At 63.9% G+C, this 18,027-nt stretch carries 20 protein-coding genes; 15 read left to right on the forward strand and 5 right to left on the reverse strand.

The window, feature by feature from the left end:
- Nucleotides 1–7: 7 nt before the first annotated feature.
- Nucleotides 8–868: a helix-turn-helix domain-containing protein gene (locus tag AB1A62_RS09730; protein WP_366661302.1), complete on the reverse strand. Its 861-nt coding sequence runs from the start codon at nucleotides 866–868 to the stop codon at nucleotides 8–10.
- A 105-nt stretch (nucleotides 869–973) separates the two neighbouring features.
- Here AB1A62_RS09730 and pobA point away from each other — a divergent pair, with 105 nt between their 5' ends.
- On the forward strand, nucleotides 974–2,155 hold the full coding sequence (gene pobA / locus AB1A62_RS09735; protein WP_366661303.1) for a 4-hydroxybenzoate 3-monooxygenase: 1,182 nt from the start codon (nucleotides 974–976) through the stop codon (nucleotides 2,153–2,155).
- A 168-nt stretch (nucleotides 2,156–2,323) separates the two neighbouring features.
- Here the strand turns inward: pobA and AB1A62_RS09740 are convergent, their stop codons facing one another.
- Nucleotides 2,324–2,998, reverse strand: coding sequence for an NAD(P)H-binding protein (locus tag AB1A62_RS09740; RefSeq protein WP_366661304.1), 675 nt, complete (start codon nucleotides 2,996–2,998; stop codon nucleotides 2,324–2,326).
- Between the two features lie 208 nt (nucleotides 2,999–3,206).
- Between AB1A62_RS09740 and AB1A62_RS09745 the strand changes: the two genes are divergently transcribed.
- The 12 genes from AB1A62_RS09745 to AB1A62_RS09800 all read left to right on the forward strand — a co-directional run bounded on the left by AB1A62_RS09745 (nucleotide 3,207) and on the right by AB1A62_RS09800 (nucleotide 12,993).
- Complete coding sequence (locus AB1A62_RS09745; RefSeq protein WP_366661305.1) at nucleotides 3,207–3,728, forward strand: carbon monoxide dehydrogenase subunit G; 522 nt, start codon at nucleotides 3,207–3,209, stop codon at nucleotides 3,726–3,728.
- A 111-nt stretch (nucleotides 3,729–3,839) separates the two neighbouring features.
- Nucleotides 3,840–4,799 (forward strand): ABC transporter ATP-binding protein, encoded by a 960-nt coding sequence (locus AB1A62_RS09750; RefSeq protein ID WP_366661306.1) that lies wholly within the window; start codon nucleotides 3,840–3,842, stop codon nucleotides 4,797–4,799.
- Nucleotides 4,796–5,557, forward strand: a complete 762-nt coding sequence (locus AB1A62_RS09755; protein ID WP_174146204.1) for an ABC transporter permease — start codon at nucleotides 4,796–4,798, stop codon at nucleotides 5,555–5,557. Before AB1A62_RS09750 ends, AB1A62_RS09755 begins: the two co-directional genes overlap by 4 nt.
- 327 nt (nucleotides 5,558–5,884) lie before the next feature.
- Entirely contained in the window at nucleotides 5,885–6,682 is a 798-nt protein-coding gene (locus AB1A62_RS09760; protein WP_366661307.1) for a S49 family peptidase, read from the forward strand.
- Between the two features lies 1 nt (nucleotide 6,683).
- Nucleotides 6,684–6,857 (forward strand): hypothetical protein, encoded by a 174-nt coding sequence (locus AB1A62_RS09765; protein WP_174146202.1) that lies wholly within the window; start codon nucleotides 6,684–6,686, stop codon nucleotides 6,855–6,857.
- A complete protein-coding gene (locus AB1A62_RS09770; protein ID WP_366661308.1) occupies nucleotides 6,854–7,810 on the forward strand; it encodes a calcium/sodium antiporter in 957 nt (318 codons plus the stop codon). Before AB1A62_RS09765 ends, AB1A62_RS09770 begins: the two co-directional genes overlap by 4 nt.
- Nucleotides 7,791–8,621 (forward strand): SDR family oxidoreductase, encoded by an 831-nt coding sequence (locus AB1A62_RS09775; protein WP_366661446.1) that lies wholly within the window; start codon nucleotides 7,791–7,793, stop codon nucleotides 8,619–8,621. The genes AB1A62_RS09770 and AB1A62_RS09775 overlap by 20 nt, the downstream gene beginning before the upstream one ends.
- Nucleotides 8,622–8,932: 311 nt before the next feature.
- The gene (gene uvrC, locus AB1A62_RS09780) at nucleotides 8,933–10,813 is read left to right on the forward strand and encodes an excinuclease ABC subunit UvrC (RefSeq protein WP_366661309.1); all 1,881 of its coding nucleotides are present in this window, start codon (nucleotides 8,933–8,935) and stop codon (nucleotides 10,811–10,813) included.
- Nucleotides 10,814–10,883: 70 nt separating this feature from the next.
- Complete coding sequence (locus tag AB1A62_RS09785; protein WP_366661310.1) at nucleotides 10,884–11,495, forward strand: DUF922 domain-containing protein; 612 nt, start codon at nucleotides 10,884–10,886, stop codon at nucleotides 11,493–11,495.
- A 130-nt stretch (nucleotides 11,496–11,625) separates the two neighbouring features.
- Nucleotides 11,626–12,297: a CDP-diacylglycerol--glycerol-3-phosphate 3-phosphatidyltransferase gene (gene pgsA, locus AB1A62_RS09790; RefSeq protein WP_366661311.1), complete on the forward strand. Its 672-nt coding sequence runs from the start codon at nucleotides 11,626–11,628 to the stop codon at nucleotides 12,295–12,297.
- Nucleotides 12,297–12,542 (forward strand): molybdopterin converting factor subunit 1, encoded by a 246-nt coding sequence (gene moaD, locus AB1A62_RS09795; protein WP_174146196.1) that lies wholly within the window; start codon nucleotides 12,297–12,299, stop codon nucleotides 12,540–12,542. The genes pgsA and moaD overlap by 1 nt, the downstream gene beginning before the upstream one ends.
- A gap of 4 nt (nucleotides 12,543–12,546) precedes the next feature.
- The gene (locus AB1A62_RS09800; RefSeq protein ID WP_366661312.1) at nucleotides 12,547–12,993 is read left to right on the forward strand and encodes a molybdenum cofactor biosynthesis protein MoaE; all 447 of its coding nucleotides are present in this window, start codon (nucleotides 12,547–12,549) and stop codon (nucleotides 12,991–12,993) included.
- A 250-nt stretch (nucleotides 12,994–13,243) separates the two neighbouring features.
- Here AB1A62_RS09800 and AB1A62_RS09805 read toward each other — a convergent pair whose 3' ends face one another.
- Genes AB1A62_RS09805 through ubiA form a run of 3 tightly spaced genes read right to left on the reverse strand, consistent with a single transcriptional unit; the run spans nucleotide 13,244 to nucleotide 16,467 of the window.
- A complete protein-coding gene (locus AB1A62_RS09805) occupies nucleotides 13,244–13,558 on the reverse strand; it encodes a hypothetical protein (protein ID WP_039131391.1) in 315 nt (104 codons plus the stop codon).
- Nucleotides 13,555–15,444, reverse strand: coding sequence for an OmpA family protein (locus tag AB1A62_RS09810; RefSeq protein ID WP_366661313.1), 1,890 nt, complete (start codon nucleotides 15,442–15,444; stop codon nucleotides 13,555–13,557). The genes AB1A62_RS09805 and AB1A62_RS09810 overlap by 4 nt, the downstream gene beginning before the upstream one ends.
- Nucleotides 15,445–15,504: 60 nt before the next feature.
- Nucleotides 15,505–16,467 (reverse strand): 4-hydroxybenzoate octaprenyltransferase, encoded by a 963-nt coding sequence (gene ubiA / locus AB1A62_RS09815; protein ID WP_366661314.1) that lies wholly within the window; start codon nucleotides 16,465–16,467, stop codon nucleotides 15,505–15,507.
- Nucleotides 16,468–16,479: 12 nt separating this feature from the next.
- On the opposite strand from ubiA, the gene AB1A62_RS09820 reads away from it, so the two are divergent.
- Both AB1A62_RS09820 and AB1A62_RS09825 read left to right on the forward strand, forming a co-directional pair.
- Complete coding sequence (locus AB1A62_RS09820) at nucleotides 16,480–17,205, forward strand: 16S rRNA (uracil(1498)-N(3))-methyltransferase (RefSeq protein ID WP_366661315.1); 726 nt, start codon at nucleotides 16,480–16,482, stop codon at nucleotides 17,203–17,205.
- Complete coding sequence (locus tag AB1A62_RS09825; RefSeq protein ID WP_366661316.1) at nucleotides 17,205–17,882, forward strand: hypothetical protein; 678 nt, start codon at nucleotides 17,205–17,207, stop codon at nucleotides 17,880–17,882. The genes AB1A62_RS09820 and AB1A62_RS09825 overlap by 1 nt, the downstream gene beginning before the upstream one ends.
- The last annotated feature ends 145 nt before the right edge of the window (nucleotides 17,883–18,027 follow it).

Consider the following 18,027-nt stretch of genomic DNA (forward strand, 5'->3'; position numbering starts at 1 on the left):
CTCCGGCTCAGCCGCTTCCGGCAAGCTGCTGGCGGAATTTCCGTGGCGGCATTCCGGTGCCCCTGGCAAACATCCGGCTGAAATGGGCCGGATCGTTGAAGCCGAGCTCATAGGCGATCTGCGCCGCTGTCAGGTTGGTATAGATCAGCAGCCGCCGCGCCTCCCGCAGCACCCGGGCGCTGACCAGCGCCGAGGCCGGCTGGCCGGTGGCCTGATGGGAAAGGCGATTGAGGTGAGTGGCGGAAACCGCCAGTTCTCTGGCATATTCCGCAAGCGGTCGGCGCAGGCGGAAGTCGCGTTCTACCAGCGCCTCGAACCGGGCGAACAGCGTGCTGTGCTGCGCTTGCGCAGAGGTTTCCTGGCTGGCAGCAATGGCACGCGCAGCCGCTGCGGTGAGCGAAAGCGTCAGTCCGCGCAGCATCTGCGCGCGCCCGAAGTCGCGGCGGCCGTATTCCTTGAACAGCTGCTCTGCCAGATCCTGAAGTCCGTCAGGCAGCGGCAGAACGGCGGGCAGGTCCAGAACAGCGCGGACCCCTTCGCCCGGCGTCAGATTCTGGTCCAGCAGGTCTGATGTCAGGGTAATCACCCAGCCGCTGGTGCCGCTGCCGAACCGGAAGCCATGCACCACGCCGCGCGGCACATTGATCAGGCAGGGCGGAGCCAGCCCATGTCTGATTCCGTCAAGATCAGCCTCTCCGTCCCCGCTGGTCAGCACCAGCAGCTGATGCAGTCTGGCGTGCCGGTGCGGCCGCAACTCCCAATCATGCAGCTCCGAACGCGCGCGGATCGTCTCTATGTGCAGCACATCAGCCAGTTCGGCAGTTTCTCCGAACAAGTTGTAGCTGTCGATGCGGGTTGGAGAGTTCATGTTCGAAATGTACAAGAAGTGGCGCGCTTGGTCCATTCGCAGATATCAGCGCTTGGTGCATAATCCTTAACGCACGAAAACAGTAAAACGATCAGGGGAACGCGCATGTCCACGCATCAGACACAGGTTGTCATCATCGGCGGCGGGCCTTCGGGGCTGCTGCTGTCGCAGCTCCTGCACCGCAAGGGGATCAGTTCGATCGTGCTGGAGAAGCACACTCGGGAGCATGTGCTGGGCCGCATCCGGGCAGGCGTGCTGGAGCATGGTTTCGTCAACCTGATGCGCGAAGCGGGCTGCGGTGAGCGCATGGACCGCGAGGGGGAAATCCACGAGGGCTTTCATATCGCCCATCAGGGGCAGCTGGACCGGGTTGATCTGGCAAAGCACACTGGCGGCGACACGGTGATGGTCTACGGCCAGACCGAGGTGACCCGTGACCTTTACGAGGCACGGGATGCGATGGACGGCGTGGTCATTCACGAGGCGCAGAATGTGCAGCCGCAGGCGCTGACCGAAGCGCGCCCCTATGTGACCTGGGAGCACGGCGGCGAGGCCCGGCGTGCCGAGTGCGACTTCATCGTCGGCGCTGACGGCTTTCATGGCGTCAGCCGCAAATCAATCCCGGCGGATGTGCTGAAGGAGTACGAGAAGGTCTACCCCTTCGGCTGGCTGGGGGTTCTGTCGGAAACACCGCCAGTGGCTGAGGAGCTGATCTATGCCCGGCACGAGCGCGGCTTCGCGCTGTGCTCGCTGCGCAGCCGCGTGCTGAGCCGCTATTACATCCAGGTGCCGCTGACCGACCGCGTGGAGGATTGGAGCGATGCGGCGTTCTGGGAGGAGTTGAAACGGCGGCTGCCGCAGGACGTGGCGGCGGGCCTGCAGACCGGGCCTTCCATTGAGAAATCCATCGCCCCCCTGCGCAGCTTCGTGGCCGAGCCGATGCGTTACGGCAATCTGTTCCTGGCGGGTGACGCGGCCCATATCGTGCCGCCCACCGGCGCCAAGGGGCTGAACCTGGCGGCATCTGATATTCACTACCTCTACCATGGGTTCCTGGACCACTACCTGAACGGCGATAGCGCCGGGCTGGACGGCTATTCGGAAAAGGCGCTGGCCCGGGTCTGGAAGGCGGAGCGGTTCAGCTGGTGGATGACCAACCTGCTGCACCGGGCGCCGGAGGGGTCGGAGACGGACCTGCGGTTGCAGCGGGCCGAACTGGACTACCTGTTTTCCTCAGAGGCAGCACAGGTGTCGCTGGCGGAAAATTACGTCGGGCTGCCCTATTGAGGGCGCTGTCCTGCGGCTGATCCGGTCATCGGGCGAGCGACCGGCTCCCAAGGTTTTGCCGGGCATTGCAGATGCCCGGCAAAGCCTTGGGCCCGGCGCCGCGCTGGTGCGCGGCGCTGCAGCACGCGGCCGCGTGCTGCCCGGCCCAACGCTGCCCCAAGGGCGGCGTCAGCCAGCCGCCAGGGCGGGGGCAGGAGCGCCCCAGGCAACGGTCAGCTTCTGCCGGGTGCCGCGCGGGGTTTCGGCCAGATCCAGCAGCGCCGCACCGAAATCGGCAAAGGAAATCTGCGAGTTGCCCGCTGCATCGGTGACCAGCGTGTCGGTGCCGAAGCGGTAGCTGCCGGTCTGCGGCCCCTTCGTCAGCATCGCGGGCGGGCGCAGGCAGGTCCATTGCGCCTCTGTTTCCGCCTCCAGCAGCGCGTCCTGCGCGGCACAGGCCTCTGCAATCGGGCGGACGCTTTCGGGCAGGAAACCGGGAGCGCTCAGCACCGTGTGGCCGCTGCCGTCGGCCAGTTTCAGCGTTGCAGCGCCGCCGGTGACCAGAACCGGGATCCCGGCTTGCCGTGCCGCCGCCAGCGCAGTGCGGGTCAGCGGCACCAGGTCCGGCTCGTGCCCAGCGGGCGGGCGCAGGGTGCTGATGGCCAAGTCGTGGCCCGCGGCGGCGTCTGCTGCAGCTTGCGGCTCTGCCAGCAGATCCAGTGCCAGCGGTGTCACCAGCGGGCTGGCCGCCGCCAGGGCCTGCGGGCGGCGTGCAACCGCGGTGACCTGGTGGCCGCGGGCAACGGCGGCCTGCAATGCTGCACCGCCGGCGTCTCCGGTGGCGCCAAAGAGAATGATCTTCATGGTGTGCTCCTGTGTTGGCTTTGCATTTACCTTGATGTCGAGATAGTTTCTAAAAATCTTGACGTCAAGATAAGATCGGCAAAACCGCCGCCGGCAAGAGAGCCGGGAGCGGCCGCAAGATGCCTGAATGTCACTGCGGGCTTGGCAGGGGCGGAGCGGGGGGCTAGGTCTGGAACAGTCCGCAAGCAAGCGCCAGGGAGGCTCCACAATGCAGATGAGTGACCAGAAAGAGATCGCCGCTGACCCGGCAACCGTCTATGCGGCGCTGCTGAGCCCGGAGGTGCTGCAGGCCTGCGTGCCCGGCGCGCAGGAAGTGGCCGGCACACCGGAGGAAGGGTTCGAGGCCACGGTCACTCAGAAGGTCGGGCCGGTCAAAGCCACCTTCAAGGGGCAGGTCACACTGTCGGATCTGGTTGCAAACGAGAAGCTGACCATCTCCGGCGAGGGCAAGGGCGGCGCGGCGGGATTCGCCAAAGGCGGTGCGGTGGTGACGCTGGCGCCGTCGGAAACCGGCACATTGCTGTCCTATGACGTGGAGGCCAAGGTCGGCGGCAAGCTGGCGCAGCTGGGCAGCCGGATCATCGACGGCTTTGCCAAGAAGATGGCGGATCAGTTCTTTGCCAACCTGCAGGCGCATCTGGCGCCGGAAGAGGAAAGCCAGGATGGCGATACGCCGGAAGAGGGTGAAGAAAAGAAGGGCTGGTTCAGCAAGGTGACAGGGCGCGGCTGACCCCTGCACTGGCGCACAGGCCATTCTGCGGACCGATCCGCGGCGCAGGGCTGGCAGATGCGGCAAACCGCCGCTAGGGTGGCCGGGATTTGAGACCATCCCGGAGGCATCATGGCAGCGATCCTGTCCATCCGCGATCTGCGCAAAACATACGATGGCGGCTTCCAGGCGCTGAAAGGCGTCTCGCTGGATATTGAAGAAGGTGAAATCCTGGCACTGCTCGGCCCCAATGGCGCGGGCAAGACCACCCTGATTTCAACCATTTGCGGTATAACCACCGCGACTTCTGGCAGTGTCAGCGTTGGCGGGTTCGACAATGTCGGCCAGTTCCGGCAGGCGCGTGCCCTGATCGGGCTGGTGCCGCAGGAGATCACGCTGGAGCCCTTCACCAAGGTTCTGGACACGGTCACCTTCTCCCGCGGCCTGTTCGGCAAGCCTGCCAGCCCGGCGCTGGTGGAAGACGTGCTGCGCAAGCTGTCTCTGTGGGAAAAGCGGGACAGCCGGATCATGGACCTTTCGGGCGGCATGAAAAGGCGCGTGCTGATCGCCAAGGCGCTGGCGCATGAGCCGCGCATCCTGTTTCTGGATGAGCCGACCGCGGGTGTCGACGTCGAATTGCGCAAGGACATGTGGGAGATCGTCCGCGAGCTGAAGGCGGACGGGGTCACAATCATCCTGACAACGCATTACATCGAGGAAGCCGAAGCGATTGCCGACCGGGTCGGGGTCATCACCGGCGGAGAGCTTCTGCTGGTCGAGGAGAAGGAGCAGCTGATGGCCCGGATGGGGCAGAAGCAGCTGGAGGTGCAGCTGACCGCACCGGTCACCGCGATCCCTGTGGCGCTGGCGCAGCACAACCTGCAGATCGTCAACGGCGGCGATGCGCTGCTTTACACATATGACACGCGGGCGGAACGGACGGGCATCACCACGCTTCTGAACGATGTGGCGGAGGCCGGTCTGGTGCTGGCAGACGTGCAGACCCGCGAATCCAGCCTGGAGGACATCTTTGTCGGCCTGGTTTCAGGCGGCAAAGCCTCAGGCGGGGCTGTTTCAGGAGATGCAGCATGAATTGGACAGCAGTTGCCACCATCTACAGGGCGGAAATGGCGCGGTTCTGGCGCACCTTCCTGCAAAGCTTCATCTCGCCGGTTCTGTCCACGTCTCTGTACTTCGTGGTGTTCGGCAGCGCCATCGGCAGCCGCATCCAGGAGGTCGACGGGGTCGAATACGGCGCCTTCATCGTGCCGGGGCTGGTGATGCTGTCGGTGATCACCCAGAGCATCTCGAACGCCTCCTTCGGAATCTACTTCCCGAAATTCATCGGTAATATCTATGAGATCCTGTCGGCGCCGATCAATTTCCTGGAGGTGGTCGCGGGATTCGTCGGCGCGGCGGCAACCAAGTCGCTGTTCATCGGCACCGTGATCCTGTGCACGGCGTCGCTGTTTGTCGATCTGTCCATCCAGCACCCGCTGGCAATGGTGGCGTTCCTTGTGCTGACCTGCCTCAGCTTCTCGCTGATGGGCTTCATCATCGGCATCTGGGCGGGGAACTTCGAGCAGCTGCAGCTGGTGCCGCTGCTGGTGGTGACGCCGCTGGTGTTCCTGGGCGGGTCTTTCTATTCGATCTCGATGCTGCCGCCGGTGTGGCAGACGATCACCCTGTTCAACCCGGTGGTTTATCTGGTGTCCGGCTTCCGCTGGGCCTTTTTCGGCCAGGCGGATGTGCCGGTGCTGCTGAGCCTCGGAGCAATCGGCGGCTTTACCCTGGCCTGCATGGCAGTGATCTGGTGGATCTTCAAAACCGGCTGGCGCATCCGGGCCTGATCCGGGCATTGCAGGCAAGGTAAAGCGCTCCCGCCCGCTCCGGGCGCCCGCAGGGCGCCCGTCACGGTTGGGCCCGGCACGCGTGCCGCGTGCCGGGTGTTGCGCTTGCAGCTGGCGTCATGCGCCGCGCGGCAGCGCGGTGCGTGACCCAACGGGAAGGCGGCGGCTGCAAGCTGCCGGCCTGACGGGCGGGAGAGCATCCGGGCTATTTGCCAGGCGCAGACCAGCGTTGCATTTATGCCCGCGGCCGGGCGGTTTTTGCATTTCACGCCAATTCCCAAGACCGCGCACCTTGTTTCACCCCGGGCGGCCCTCTACATCGGCGCCATGAGATTTCGCCTGCCTTTCCTGAAAAGACAGCCGCTGGTGGCAGTGGTGCGCCTCAATGGCGCCATCGGCATGCCAGGCCGCGGCTCCCTCAGCGATACCGCGCTGGCCCCGGTGCTGGAGCGCGCCTTCCGCAAGGGCAAGCCCGCCGCGGTGGCGCTGGAAATCAACTCTCCTGGCGGCTCGCCGGTGCAAAGCTCGATGATCGGCGCCCGCATCCGCCGCCTGGCCGAGGAAATGGACATCCCGGTCTTTGCCTTTGTCGAGGACGTGGCCGCTTCCGGCGGCTATTGGCTGGCCGCGGCTGCGGATGAGATCTGGGCCGACGCCAGCTCCGTGCTGGGTTCGGTCGGGGTCATCTCGGCAGGTTTCGGCGCCCATGTTCTGCTGGCCCGACAGGGCGTGGAGCGGCGGGTCTATACCGCGGGGGAGAGCAAATCCATGCTGGACCCGTTCCGCCCGGAGAACCCCGAGGATGTCAAACGCCTCAAGGTGATCCTGAACGATATCCACGCCAACTTCATCGATCATATCACCGAACGCCGCGGGTCCAAGCTGCACAGCGATGAAGACTTGTTCACCGGCGAGATCTGGCTGGCGCGCCGGGCCGAGGAGCTGGGGCTGATCGACGGCATCGGCCATCTGAAGCCCAAAATGCAGGAACGGTTCGGCGAGAAGGTCCGCTTCCGCCGCTACGGCCTGAAAAAACCGTTCTGGAGCCGCTTCGGCATGCAGGTCGCGCAGGACGCGCTGGCCGGGATCGAGGAGCGTGCCGAATACGCGCGTTTCGGTCTCTGACGTGCTGTTCAAGATCGTTGCAATCTTTCTGGTGGTGATGGCTGTGCTTGCGATGTTCGGCAAGCTGCGGTTTCCCGGCCAGAAGCAAATCAATTCCAGGCGCTGCCCGTCATGCGGCCGGTTCAAGATCGGCAAGGGGCCGTGCGCCTGTAGAAAAGGAGATCGTGGCAAATGATGCCATGGCTGTACTCGGCGCTTGGTCTGGTGATCCTGCTGCTGGCGGGCGACGCGCTGGTGCGCGGCGCGGTGAACCTCAGCCTGCGGCTGGGGGTGCCTGCGCTGATCGTCAGTCTGACCATCGTGGCCTTCGGCACCTCGGCGCCGGAGCTGCTCATTGCCATCAGTGCTGTGCACGAGGGGGCAGACGGTATCGCGCTGGGCAACGTGGTGGGGTCGAACACCGCAAATATCCTGCTGGTTCTGGGCATTCCCGCGTTAATGCGCGCCCTGCACACCAGCGAATGCAGCACCCGCAAGAACTACATCTTCATGCTCGGGGCCTCCGTGCTGTTCATCGGCCTGGCCTTCTGCGGGACCTTCACCATCTGGTCCGGCCTGATCCTGCTGGCTGCGCTTGCCGGGGTGCTCGGCATAGCCTTCCACGAGGCGCGCAACCACCGGCGCAATGGCAAAGGCTGTGCCGCGGATACGGAGCTGGAAGAGATCGAGGAAGCCGATCCGGACATGCCGTACTGGCGGGTCTGCATCTATCTGCTGCTGGGCCTGATCGGCCTGCCGCTGGGGGCTGACCTGCTGGTGGACAATGCCAGCATCATTGCGCGCACCTATGGCATCAGCGAAACGGTGATCGGCCTGACGCTGGTGGCGATCGGCACATCGCTGCCGGAGCTGGCCACCACCGTGATGGCGGCCCTGCGCCGCCAGGCTGATGTGGCGCTGGGCAATGTGATCGGCTCCAACATGTTCAACCTGCTGGCCATCATCGGCATCGCCACCTTTGTCGGCCCGATCAGCGTAGACCCGGAGTTCCTGCAGTTCGACCTGTGGGTCATGCTGACGGCCTCGCTCCTGCTGATCCCCTTTGTCTTCTTCAAACAGGATATCACCCGTATCTGGGGCGGCGTTCTGTCCGCCCTCTATCTGGCTTATATGTTCGTCCTGTTCTAACTCTGACAGCGCGGGCAGCAGCAGGGAGGCGCAGATGCGGGCATTGGTGACCGGAGCGGGCAGGCGGCTGGGCCGGGCCATGGCGCTGGAACTTGCAGCGCAAGGGTGCGACGTGGCGGTCCACTATGCGTCTTCGGCTGATGCGGCAGAGGAGACAGCCGCACAGATCCGCGCAATGGGCCGTCAGGCCGTGCCGCTGGCGGCGGACCTGCTGGAAGAGGCGCAGGCGCAGGCGCTGGTGCCGCGTGCGGCTGCGGCGCTGGGCGGTCCCGTCACCTGTCTGGTGAACAATGCGTCTGTGTTCGAACATGACACCCTGGCCACAGCCACCCGCAGCAGCTGGGACCGGCATATGGGCAGCAACCTCAGGGCTCCTTTTGTGCTGCTGCAGGCAATGGCGGCACAGGAGGTTGCTTTGGAAGCTGACGCGGCGGGCGAGCCTCGCGCCTGGGGCCTGGCGGTCAACATGATCGACCAGAGGGTGCGCAAGCTGACGCCGGAGTTCATGAGCTACACACTGGCCAAATCGGCGCTGTGGACGCTGACCCGGACGGCAGCCCAGGCGCTGGCGCCGCGGATCCGCGTCAACGCAATCGGCCCGGGCCCAACCTTGCAGGGGCCGCGGCAAAGCGAGGAACAGTTTGCCCGGCAGCGGAAGTCCACGATTTTGCAGCGCGGCGCGGACGCAGGGGACGTTACCGCGGCGCTCAGCTATCTGCTGCGGGCAAAAGCGGTTACCGGCCAGATGATCTGCGTGGACGGCGGCCAGCACCTGGGCTGGAGAACCCCGGACAGCGACGGTCTTGAGTGACGCAAACAGGGACAAAACCGTCCCTTTTGCCGCAAGTTTTGCACCGGTTCACCTGCCGTCACGGAAGCGTTACAAAAGTGCTTTTCTTTTCAAAACCTTGACAGGTGGCAGGAAAAATTTTGCGTTAAATCAGCATCTTATTGAAGTGCCTAAAAATTAGGCATCCGTCCAAAACCGCTCTGATATAAGAGAAAAGCCGGGATAGCCCAAAGATATCTCCGCAGTTATCCACAGGTTCCGTGGATTTCCCCGCTCTTGATCCGGACAGGCAAACGTTGCAGCCAGGGGCAGGGAATCATATGTCTGGGCGCATGACTGACCAGCCTTCCGAAACAGCCCCGGATTCGCCCGCCCGCACCGGTTATGCGGTGATCCAGGATTATGTAAAAACACTGGACGCATCGCCCGGCGTTTATCGGATGCTGGATGCGGACAGCCGGGTGCTCTACGTGGGCAAGGCACGCAATCTCAAGGCTCGGGTGTCGAATTATACCCGCCCCGGCAACAGCCCGCGGATCGAGCGGATGATCGCGCTCACCGCCTCGATGATGTTCCTGACCACCCGGACGGAAACCGAGGCGTTGCTGCTGGAACAGAATCTGATCAAGCAGCTGAAGCCCAAGTACAACGTGCTGCTGCGCGACGACAAAAGCTTCCCCAATATCCTGGTGGCCAAGGATCATGCCTTTCCGCAGATCAAGAAACACCGCGGTGCCCGCAAGCAGAAGGGCAGCTATTTCGGCCCCTTCGCCAGCGCAGGCGCGGTGAACCGGACGCTCAACCAGCTGCAAAAGGCGTTCCTGTTGCGCAACTGCTCGGATTCGATGTTCGAGACCCGCACGCGCCCCTGCCTGCAATACCAGATCAAGCGCTGCACCGCGCCCTGCACCGGGCTGATCAGCGAAGAGGATTACGCCGCCAGCGTCCGCGACGCCGAGCGTTTCCTGTCCGGCCGTTCCACCAGTATCCAGGAGGAGCTGGCGGAGCAGATGATGGCCGCCTCCGAGGCGATGGAGTTCGAGCGTGCCGCCGCCCTGCGCGACCGGATCAAGGCGCTGACCCAGGTGCAGACCAGCCAAGGCATCAACCCGCGCGGTGTGGCGGAGGCGGATGTGATCGGCCTGCACATGGATGGCGGTCAGGCCTGCGTGCAGGTCTTCTTCATCCGTGCCAACCAGAACTGGGGCAACCAGGATTTCTACCCGCGGGTGGACGCAGACATGAGCCCGGCAGAGGTCATGGAGGCCTTCCTCGGCCAGTTCTACGGCAACAAGGAGCCGCCCCGGCAGCTGATCCTGTCAGACGGTATCGAAAACGCCGACCTGATGGAGGCGGCGCTGAGCGAGAAAGCCGAGCGCAAGGTCGAGCTGCTGGTGCCCCAGCGCGGTGAAAAGACAGAGCTGGTGGCCTTTGCGGTGCGCAACGCCCGCGAAAGCCTGGCCCGCCGCATGGCCGAAAGCGCGACCCAGGCGAAGCTGCTGCGCGGGCTGGCCGAGGCCTTTGGACTGGAAGGCCCGCCGCAGCGGATCGAGGTCTACGACAACTCGCATATCCAGGGCACAAATGCGGTGGGCGGCATGATCGTGATGGGGCCGGAGGGCTTCCTGAAAAACGCTTACCGCAAGTTCAACATCAAGGGTGACGACCTGGTGCCCGGCGATGACTTCGGCATGATGAAGGAAGTGCTGAACCGCCGCTTCTCGCGCCTGCTGAAGGAAGACCCGGACCGCGGCAAAGGCCTGTGGCCGGACCTGCTGCTGATCGACGGCGGCGCCGGGCAGGTCTCGGCGGTGGCGGAGATCATGGAAGAACATGGCGTGCAGGACATTCCCATGGTCGGCGTCGCCAAGGGCGTGGACCGCGACCACGGCAAGGAAGAGTTCTACCGTCCCGGCGAAAGCGCCTTTGCTCTGCAACGCAATGATCCGGTGCTCTATTTCATCCAGCGGATGCGGGACGAGGCGCACAGGTTCGCCATCGGCACCCACCGCGCCAAGCGCGCCAAGGCGCTGAGCGCCACGCCGCTGGACGAGGTGCCGGGCGTCGGCGCCTCGCGCAAGCGGGCGCTGCTGGCGCATTTCGGCAGCGCCAAGGCGGTGAGCCGCGCCAATCTGGCTGACCTCAAGGCTGTGGATGGAATATCCGAGGCGCTGGCAGAACGGATCTACGACCACTTTCACACGCAGGGCTAGCCTGCTGAACTTGGGCCATGGGAGTATCGTGCTATGTCTGAAGGGCAGCCGTTAACTGCCTGGAGGAATTATGCCCGTCTCCCTGACCGTGAAATCCGTTGTCTATGACACCTACTCAGTGTCCGGAAAAACGCTGCCCGACATAGCCAAGAGCATCAAGAAGAGCGGGCCGAAGGATCCGAACGACAACAAGAAGGTGGCCTTTCTGACCACCACGGAATTGGAATGCCTGACCGCCAAGGGCAAATACGTGGCAGACGGCAAAGCCAAGATCGACAAGAAAACCGGCTGGTTCGAGGTGACGGCCAAGGTTTCAGCGCTGAAGCTGATCCTGCATACGACGGTCAAGTGCCCGAAACGCTCTGTCAGCGGGCTGTCGCCGCGGGCGCTGATCGAATGGTACCGCTTCTATGCCTGCTGCCTGGCGCATGAGGCCCAGCACTTGGACAAGGCCAAGAAGGAATGCGAAAAGATCGCCAAGGAGCTGAACAAGCTTAGAGGCACCGGATTGGCGGATACCGAGGCGGATGCACTGAAGATGGCCAAGGAAGATCTGATGCGGGAGATCAACAACCATATCTTTGTTGACCGCGACCGGTTGAACGAGGTGCACCGGAAGTTTGATCATTCCAGCCACCACGGCGAAAAGAAAGGCGCGCTGCTGGATACCTCCGTAGGGTGAGGAATGGGCCCGTTCCGTGTGCAACGTGCCCGGATTGCTGCAGACTGCCGCGGTGCGCCAGCGCCAGCCATTGCCGAATTTTAGCTAACCCCGCTTTCCACTTGCGAAACAGCCGGATAATGTGCGCCGCATGAAGTGGACTCTGCCCAATATCCTCACCCTGCTGCGCCTGGTCGCGGCGCCCGGCCTAGCCGTGATGTTCCTGTATTTCCACCGGCCCTATGCGGACTGGTTTGCCTTGCTGCTGTTTGTGACGGCGGCTGTGACCGACTGGTTCGACGGCTACCTGGCGCGGGCCTGGAAGCAGGAAACCAAAATGGGCGCGATGATGGATCCGATTGCCGACAAGGCGATGGTGGTGATCGCGCTGATGATCCTGGTGGGCTACTCCACCGAACACTGGACCCCATGGCTGGTGCTGCCCGCCACGGTGATCCTGTTCCGCGAGGTGTTTGTGTCCGGCTTGCGCGAGTACCTTGGCGCTGCGGCTGGCACGCTGAAGGTGACCAAGCTCGCCAAGTGGAAAACCACGGCCCAGATGATCGCGATTGCCACGCTGTTCTCGCAAGGAATCTTCGAGCACTATCTGGTGATGTCCTCCTTTGGCATGGATCAGGCGCTGATCGACCAGATCATGACGGGGCAGGTTTCTGATGAAATGGGCCTGCGCTGGAAATTCGACGGCATGGTCTGGACCGGCCGCATCGGGCTGTGGCTGCTGTGGATTGCTGCCGCCCTGACCGCGTTCACCGGTATCGACTACCTGCGCAAGGCGATGCCGCATTTGAAGGAGGCCCACTGATGGATGTCTTGTATTTCGCCTGGGTGCGCGAGCGCATCGGCCTGCCGCGCGAGCGGGTCGAAACCACCGCTGCCACGGTGGCGGATCTGGTAGAGGAACTGCGCGGGCGTGAAGACCGTTATGCCGCCGCTTTTGCCGACCTGTCGGCCTTGCGGGTGGCGCTGGACCAGGAGCTGTCGGAGTTCGACGCGCCGCTGGACGGCGTGCGCGAGGTGGCTTTCTTCCCGCCGATGACCGGAGGCTGACGCGATGCGGATCTCGGTACAGGAGGCTCCGTTTGAATTGGGTGCCGAAAGCGATGCCTTTGCGGCGGCGGTTTCCAATGCAGGCGCCGTGGTGACCTTCACCGGCGTTGTGCGGGACGCGGATCAGGGCGGGCTTCGGGCGATGGAGATCGAGCACTATCCCGGCATGACCGAAAAGGCGCTGACCGCGATCGCGCAGGAGGCCATGACACGCTGGTCGCTGGCCGATGCCTTGGTGATTCACCGCCACGGCCACCTGGCCCCGGGCGAGCGCATCATGATGGTCGCCACCGCGGCGCGCCACCGCAAGGATGCCTTTGAGGCGGCGGAGTACCTGATGGACTACCTGAAGTCCCGCGCGCCGTTCTGGAAGAAGGAGATTCTGGAAGGCGGCGGCACCGGTTGGGTCGAGGCCAAGGATGCCGACGAGGACGCCCTGAAGCGCTGGTGAGGCCGAGGCGGAACAGGGGGCTCCCGCCAGCCATTCAATCATCAAGAGATGATTTCCGCCTATTGGGCCGGGCGCCGCGCTCTGCGCGGCGTTTTCCTTTTGCTGAGAGGGCCTGACAGGGCAGGTCAGCCGATCAGGCCCGATTCGAGTTTGTTTGAAGATTGGCGCGTCAAGGGCATGCGCGCTTCGCGGGGCCTGCGGCCTCCTTGGCCCGCCGGAGCCTGCAGGCGCGGCAGGCCTCTTCCCAAGGTCAGTGCGGAATTTGGGAGCGCAGCTCCTCGGCCTCGCGGCGGGCCTCGCGCAGGCCTTCCATTGCCGCCCGCAGCTCCGCTTCGGTCTGGGTCAGCTGGTTGGTCAGCTCCGCCTCGCGCTGCTGCAGATAGGTGATCGCCTGGTCGCGGGTTTCCTCCGCCTCGTGCAGCTCCTGGCTCATCCGGTCGAGGTCAGCCACATCGCTTTGCCGCACCCGGGTAAAACGATGCACCAGCCAATTGGCAAACCAGCCCATGGCAAAGGCCGCAAACAGGATGATCGCGGTGGTGATGATGAACTCTGTCCTGTTCATTCCTCTGTGGTCTCCTGTGCGTCATCTGCGCTTGCGGCGGCCTCGCCGCTATTCTCGTTTTCCGCTTCCGCCTGCTCAGCCGGGCGGACCAGCTTGAACTCGATGCGGCGGTTGGCCTCGCGGCCTTCTTCGGTGCCGTTGTCGGCGATCGGCTCGCTCTCGCCATAGCCCTTGGCTGCAAAAGTTGAGGTCACCACCCGGCGCGCGCGCAGTTCGTTCAGCACCGATTGCGCCCGGGCCTGGCTCAGGTTCTGATTCATTACTTCGCGGCCCTGGCTGTCGGTGTGGCCCTGGATCTCCAGCCGCACCGGGCCGCAGTTGGCAAGCACTTCGGCGATCCGGTCCATGGTGCCGGCGCTTTCGGCGGCAATGGTGGCAGAGCCGGGTTCAAAGGCGATCTTCGACTCGGCTTGGGCGCCGGCCAGCTGCGCCTCGCAGAGTTCCGGCGGGATCGGCTGATCCTTGGGGGCGGGAGGCTCCTCATAGCTGATGTCGAGGCCGTAGGTTTCTGCTTCGCCCAGTTTGGCGGACAGGAAGCGGGCGATCTCGGACGGGGCGTCCTTGCGGTAGCTCATGCCGCGCAGTTCCAGGTTTTCCGGCGTGACCGTTACCGAGCCGCGCTGCAGATAGGAAAGCGCCTCCAGCCCGGCCAGCACCCGCACCGGCCAGTCGGCGGGCAGGTCGGCGACGACGCGGGTGGCGGTATGCACGTTCGCCGAGCCGAAGCGCGCCTTGGCATAGCTGTCCGCCACGGTCCGCAGCGCCGCGTCGCTGAGCCGTCCGCGCAGCTGCACCTGGCCTTCGGGGCTGAGGGTGGCAGTGAATTCGGGCGGCCCGGCAGTGGCGCTGGCTTCCGGCACCGGCAGCACTGCATGCAGGGCAAAGACCCGGGGCAGGGCGCTTTCCAGTTCGCCCACCACATGGTCGAAGGTGCCGCTGGCAGTGCCTTCTGCGGCCACCAGTGTGATATCGGCATTGGCGATGGTGACGGAGCCGCCGCCCAGCTCGTTCAGGCTGGCAATGCTGAGTTCCGCCGCGCGGGCCCAGTTCGGCGAAGGGACACCCATGCCGATCACGCAATCGGCCTCGCCTTCCAGCCCCGCTGTGCGGGCCGCGGCGAGGATTCGCTTGTGGCTTTCCTCGCTCTCGGCGGAGCAGGCGTCGAACTGGGCGCCATCCTTGTCCAGCAGGAACCGCAGGGTAAAGGGAGTGATCACCGGGCGCGGCGCCGCAATGTCCATCGCCAGCCGCAGCCCCGGCGGCGCCAGCCGGCCAAGCTGCTCCTCCAGCTGGTGCTTGGCCTCTTCGCTGCCGGAAATTGCGGTGATGGACACCTCGCCGGCTTCAACCGAAATCTTGGCGCGCGGCAGCAGTTTCAACGCCTCGACAGCGAAATCCAGGGCCTGCTGCCAGCCTTCGGGCTTGGTGTATTTGGCTGTTTCCAGGAGATCCGCCACGCTGCCTTCACCGGCCAGGGCGTTCAGCTGCTTGACCATGGCCGCACGGCCGGAGCCTGCCGGGATCAGGCCGATGATGGAAATGCCGCTGTCGTTCCGCAGGATTTCCGCGGAAAACCGCGGCGGCGCCAGCCCCTTGGCCGGGGGAACCTCCATCCCGTCGATGATCCGGGCCGCATCCACCACGCCGCCAACCAGCGAGATCACCGAAAACCGGGTTGCCTCGTCGGGAGCGGTGCCTTCGAGCAGCACCTGCAGCCCGTCCGCCGTGACCTCAGCCCAGGTATGCCCGGCACCGTCAAGCGCCTGACGCACCCCGGTTTCGGTGCTGCGTTCCACCGCGGTGACGGCAAATCCGGCAGCAACAAGGCTCAGCCCTGCGGCGGCGGTGAAGGCCAGGCCTGGGATCAGCAGAGAGGACAAGCGCATATGGCGGCAGTTTCCCTTGGTCAGTTAGTGGCTCTTACCCTGCACGGGGCCGTGGTTCAATCACACGAACATGGCGAGGGCAAAGAAGATCAGCGGGATCAGGCCGGTATCGCGGTTGAGCCGGAACAGCTGCAGCAGCCGGGCATTGTTTTCTGCGTCAAAGGCGCGCAGCTGCCAGGTCATGTGCCAGCCCATCGCCCAAGGCCCCGCCAGCGCCAGCACCAGCGCCAGCACTGAGGCGCTCTCCAGCATCGCGCCGATCACTGCCATCGCCATCAGGCAGACAAAAGCGACGATGAACCGGCGCAGCCACATCGGTGTTTGGCTGCCGAACAGCCGGGCGGTGGACTTCACCCCGATCAGCGCGTCGTCCTCAGTGTCCTGATGGGCATAGATGGTGTCATAAAACAGGGTCCAGGCGATGCCGGCCAGATACAGCAGCATGGGCGGCCAGCCCATGGACCCGGTATGCGCCACCCAGGCCAGCATGGCGCCCCAGTTGAAGGCAAGGCCCAGAAACACCTGCGGCCACCAGGTGAACCGCTTGGCAAAGGGATAGACCGCCACCGGCAGCAGCGACAGGATGCCCATGGCAATGGCCGCCTGGTTGAAGGTCAGCAGGATTGCAAGGCCAGCCAGGCACTGCAGCCCCATCCAGGCCAGCGCGCCCTTGACCGTCACCTGGCCCGAGGGGATCGGGCGCGAGCGGGTGCGCTCCACCTGGCCGTCGAAGTCGCGGTCGGTGATGTCGTTCCAGGTGCAGCCGGCCCCGCGCATCAGCCAGGCGCCGGCCGCGCAGCCGATGGCAATCCAAAGGTCGCTCCAGCGCGGGCTTTGATCGGCCAGGATCGCCAGTGCCAGCCCCCACCAGCAGGGGATCAGCAACAGCCAGGTGCCGATCGGACGGTCGGCGCGGCTGAGGCGCAGATAGGGCCGCGTCCGTTCCGGCGCATATGTGTCGACCCAGTTTCCCTTGACCGCATCCGCGACCTGACCCTCTGGCGCTGGCTTCTGGCCTTGCATATGTAGGACCCCATGAGTGCAAAAATCAGACTGTATGTAGAGCACCCTTTGGGGGCAGGGCAATCGGTTCCCTTGGATCGTGATCAGGCGCATTACCTGTTCGGGGTGATGCGGCTGTCTGCTGGCGCCCATGTGGCGCTGTTCAACGGCCAGGACGGCGAGTGGCTGGCCGAGGTTGCCGAAGCCGGCAAACGCGGCGGCACGCTGATCTGCCAGGAGCAGACGAAGCCCCTGCAGCTGCCGCCGGACCTGTGGCTGATGTTTGCCCCGATCAAAAAGGCGCGCACCGATTTCATTGTCGAAAAGGCAGCGGAGATGGGCGCCGCCCGCATCCTGCCGGTGCAGACCGAGTTCACCAATTCCGAACGCATCCGCCAGGACCGGCTGCAGGCCCATGCGGTCGAGGCGGCAGAGCAATGCGGCGGCACCTATGTGCCGGAGGTGGCGGATTTGCAGAAACTCCCGCGCCTCCTGGATCAGTGGCCCGCCGAGCGGCAGCTGATGTTCTGCGACGAGGCTGAGGTGGGCAATGCGCTGCAACTGGCCGCGGAGACGCTAAAGGACGCCCCATGGGCCATTCTGATCGGCCCGGAAGGCGGCTTTTCCGAGGCGGAGCGCAAACGCCTTCACGCGCTGCCGCAATCCCATGTGGTCAGCCTCGGCCCCCGTATTTTGCGCGCGGACACCGCAGCCGTGGCCGCCATGACCCTATGGCAGCAGGCGCTGGGGGACTGGTAATGGAAGAGCCACGCCGTGAATTGCATCTGTTTTTTGCGGTGGAAAATTCGACGGCGGTTATCCTATACCGGGCTAAAAGCAGCCTGTACCGGCTGATCTCTTGGGACACAAAAGGCGATACTTTTTTTCTTGGCCAGTGGATCAAAACGAGGGTTTTTGAACCCGCGTGCGCAGTTTCTGCCGATGGAAAGTACTTTGTGTACAGTGCAATGCATCGCGGAACTCCGGATGTCTTCACGGCTCTTAGCATCGCACCCTATTTTACAGCGCTTGAGTTCAAGACGGGGCTAACCAGTTTTGACGCTGGGGGGTACTTCGTGGACAAGGATACTGTGACCTTTCACCACACAATGTCCGATGGTGGAACAATCCAATTGGACTGTGGCTTGCGGCAAGACACCGACTGGAAGAATTGGTCTCATTGCCGAAACGCAAAAGATGCGGGCATTTCTTATCACGAGCAGATTGCATTGCGGGAATCAGTCCAATCCAAACGAGGGAAAATTACAAGTTTGCTAGATTGCTACGAATGCGTCGGCAGCAAGCTCTTTCGAAAGACTGCTGAAGGATTGGAGCTCTTGTTGGATTGTTCCTTTATGCAGTTTGAGGCAATCAAAGCTCCTTACGACGGCTGTTCCCCCGTGCGTCCCGAGCGCTGGCACAGTGGGTCGCCATGACACAACGGCAACAGGCGGGGCGCTGGTAAGAGTGGGGCAAAGCCTCTGGTCACGGTTTGGAAACCATTTTCGGTTAACCTTTGAGTATGCGTCAGCGGTAGCCGGCGGTGCAGAAACCGCCCATGCAGCCTGCAATCGGCCTGGC

It is taken from the genome of Leisingera sp. JC11 (assembly GCF_040704725.1).
In the GTDB taxonomy this organism is placed as follows: domain Bacteria; phylum Pseudomonadota; class Alphaproteobacteria; order Rhodobacterales; family Rhodobacteraceae; genus Leisingera.

Bases quoted from the DNA above. Each gene is read 5' to 3' on its own strand.
- AB1A62_RS09805 (WP_039131391.1), bottom strand. From the start codon at position 13,558: ATGAACAGGACAGAGTTCATCATCACCACCGCGATCATCCTGTTTGCG.
- AB1A62_RS09820 (WP_366661315.1), top strand. From the start codon at position 16,480: ATGAGTGCAAAAATCAGACTGTATGTAGAGCACCCTTTGGGGGCAGGG.
- pgsA (WP_366661311.1), top strand. From the start codon at position 11,626: ATGAAGTGGACTCTGCCCAATATCCTCACCCTGCTGCGCCTGGTCGCG.
- AB1A62_RS09755 (WP_174146204.1), top strand. From the start codon at position 4,796: ATGAATTGGACAGCAGTTGCCACCATCTACAGGGCGGAAATGGCGCGG.
- AB1A62_RS09750 (WP_366661306.1), top strand. From the start codon at position 3,840: ATGGCAGCGATCCTGTCCATCCGCGATCTGCGCAAAACATACGATGGC.
- moaD (WP_174146196.1), top strand. From the start codon at position 12,297: ATGGATGTCTTGTATTTCGCCTGGGTGCGCGAGCGCATCGGCCTGCCG.
- AB1A62_RS09800 (WP_366661312.1), top strand. From the start codon at position 12,547: ATGCGGATCTCGGTACAGGAGGCTCCGTTTGAATTGGGTGCCGAAAGC.
- uvrC (WP_366661309.1), top strand. From the start codon at position 8,933: ATGACTGACCAGCCTTCCGAAACAGCCCCGGATTCGCCCGCCCGCACC.
- AB1A62_RS09745 (WP_366661305.1), top strand. From the start codon at position 3,207: ATGCAGATGAGTGACCAGAAAGAGATCGCCGCTGACCCGGCAACCGTC.
- AB1A62_RS09730 (WP_366661302.1), bottom strand. From the start codon at position 868: ATGAACTCTCCAACCCGCATCGACAGCTACAACTTGTTCGGAGAAACT.
- ubiA (WP_366661314.1), bottom strand. From the start codon at position 16,467: ATGCAAGGCCAGAAGCCAGCGCCAGAGGGTCAGGTCGCGGATGCGGTC.
- AB1A62_RS09760 (WP_366661307.1), top strand. From the start codon at position 5,885: ATGAGATTTCGCCTGCCTTTCCTGAAAAGACAGCCGCTGGTGGCAGTG.
- pobA (WP_366661303.1), top strand. From the start codon at position 974: ATGTCCACGCATCAGACACAGGTTGTCATCATCGGCGGCGGGCCTTCG.
- AB1A62_RS09785 (WP_366661310.1), top strand. From the start codon at position 10,884: ATGCCCGTCTCCCTGACCGTGAAATCCGTTGTCTATGACACCTACTCA.
- AB1A62_RS09770 (WP_366661308.1), top strand. From the start codon at position 6,854: ATGATGCCATGGCTGTACTCGGCGCTTGGTCTGGTGATCCTGCTGCTG.
- AB1A62_RS09810 (WP_366661313.1), bottom strand. From the start codon at position 15,444: ATGCGCTTGTCCTCTCTGCTGATCCCAGGCCTGGCCTTCACCGCCGCC.
- AB1A62_RS09740 (WP_366661304.1), bottom strand. From the start codon at position 2,998: ATGAAGATCATTCTCTTTGGCGCCACCGGAGACGCCGGCGGTGCAGCA.
- AB1A62_RS09825 (WP_366661316.1), top strand. From the start codon at position 17,205: ATGGAAGAGCCACGCCGTGAATTGCATCTGTTTTTTGCGGTGGAAAAT.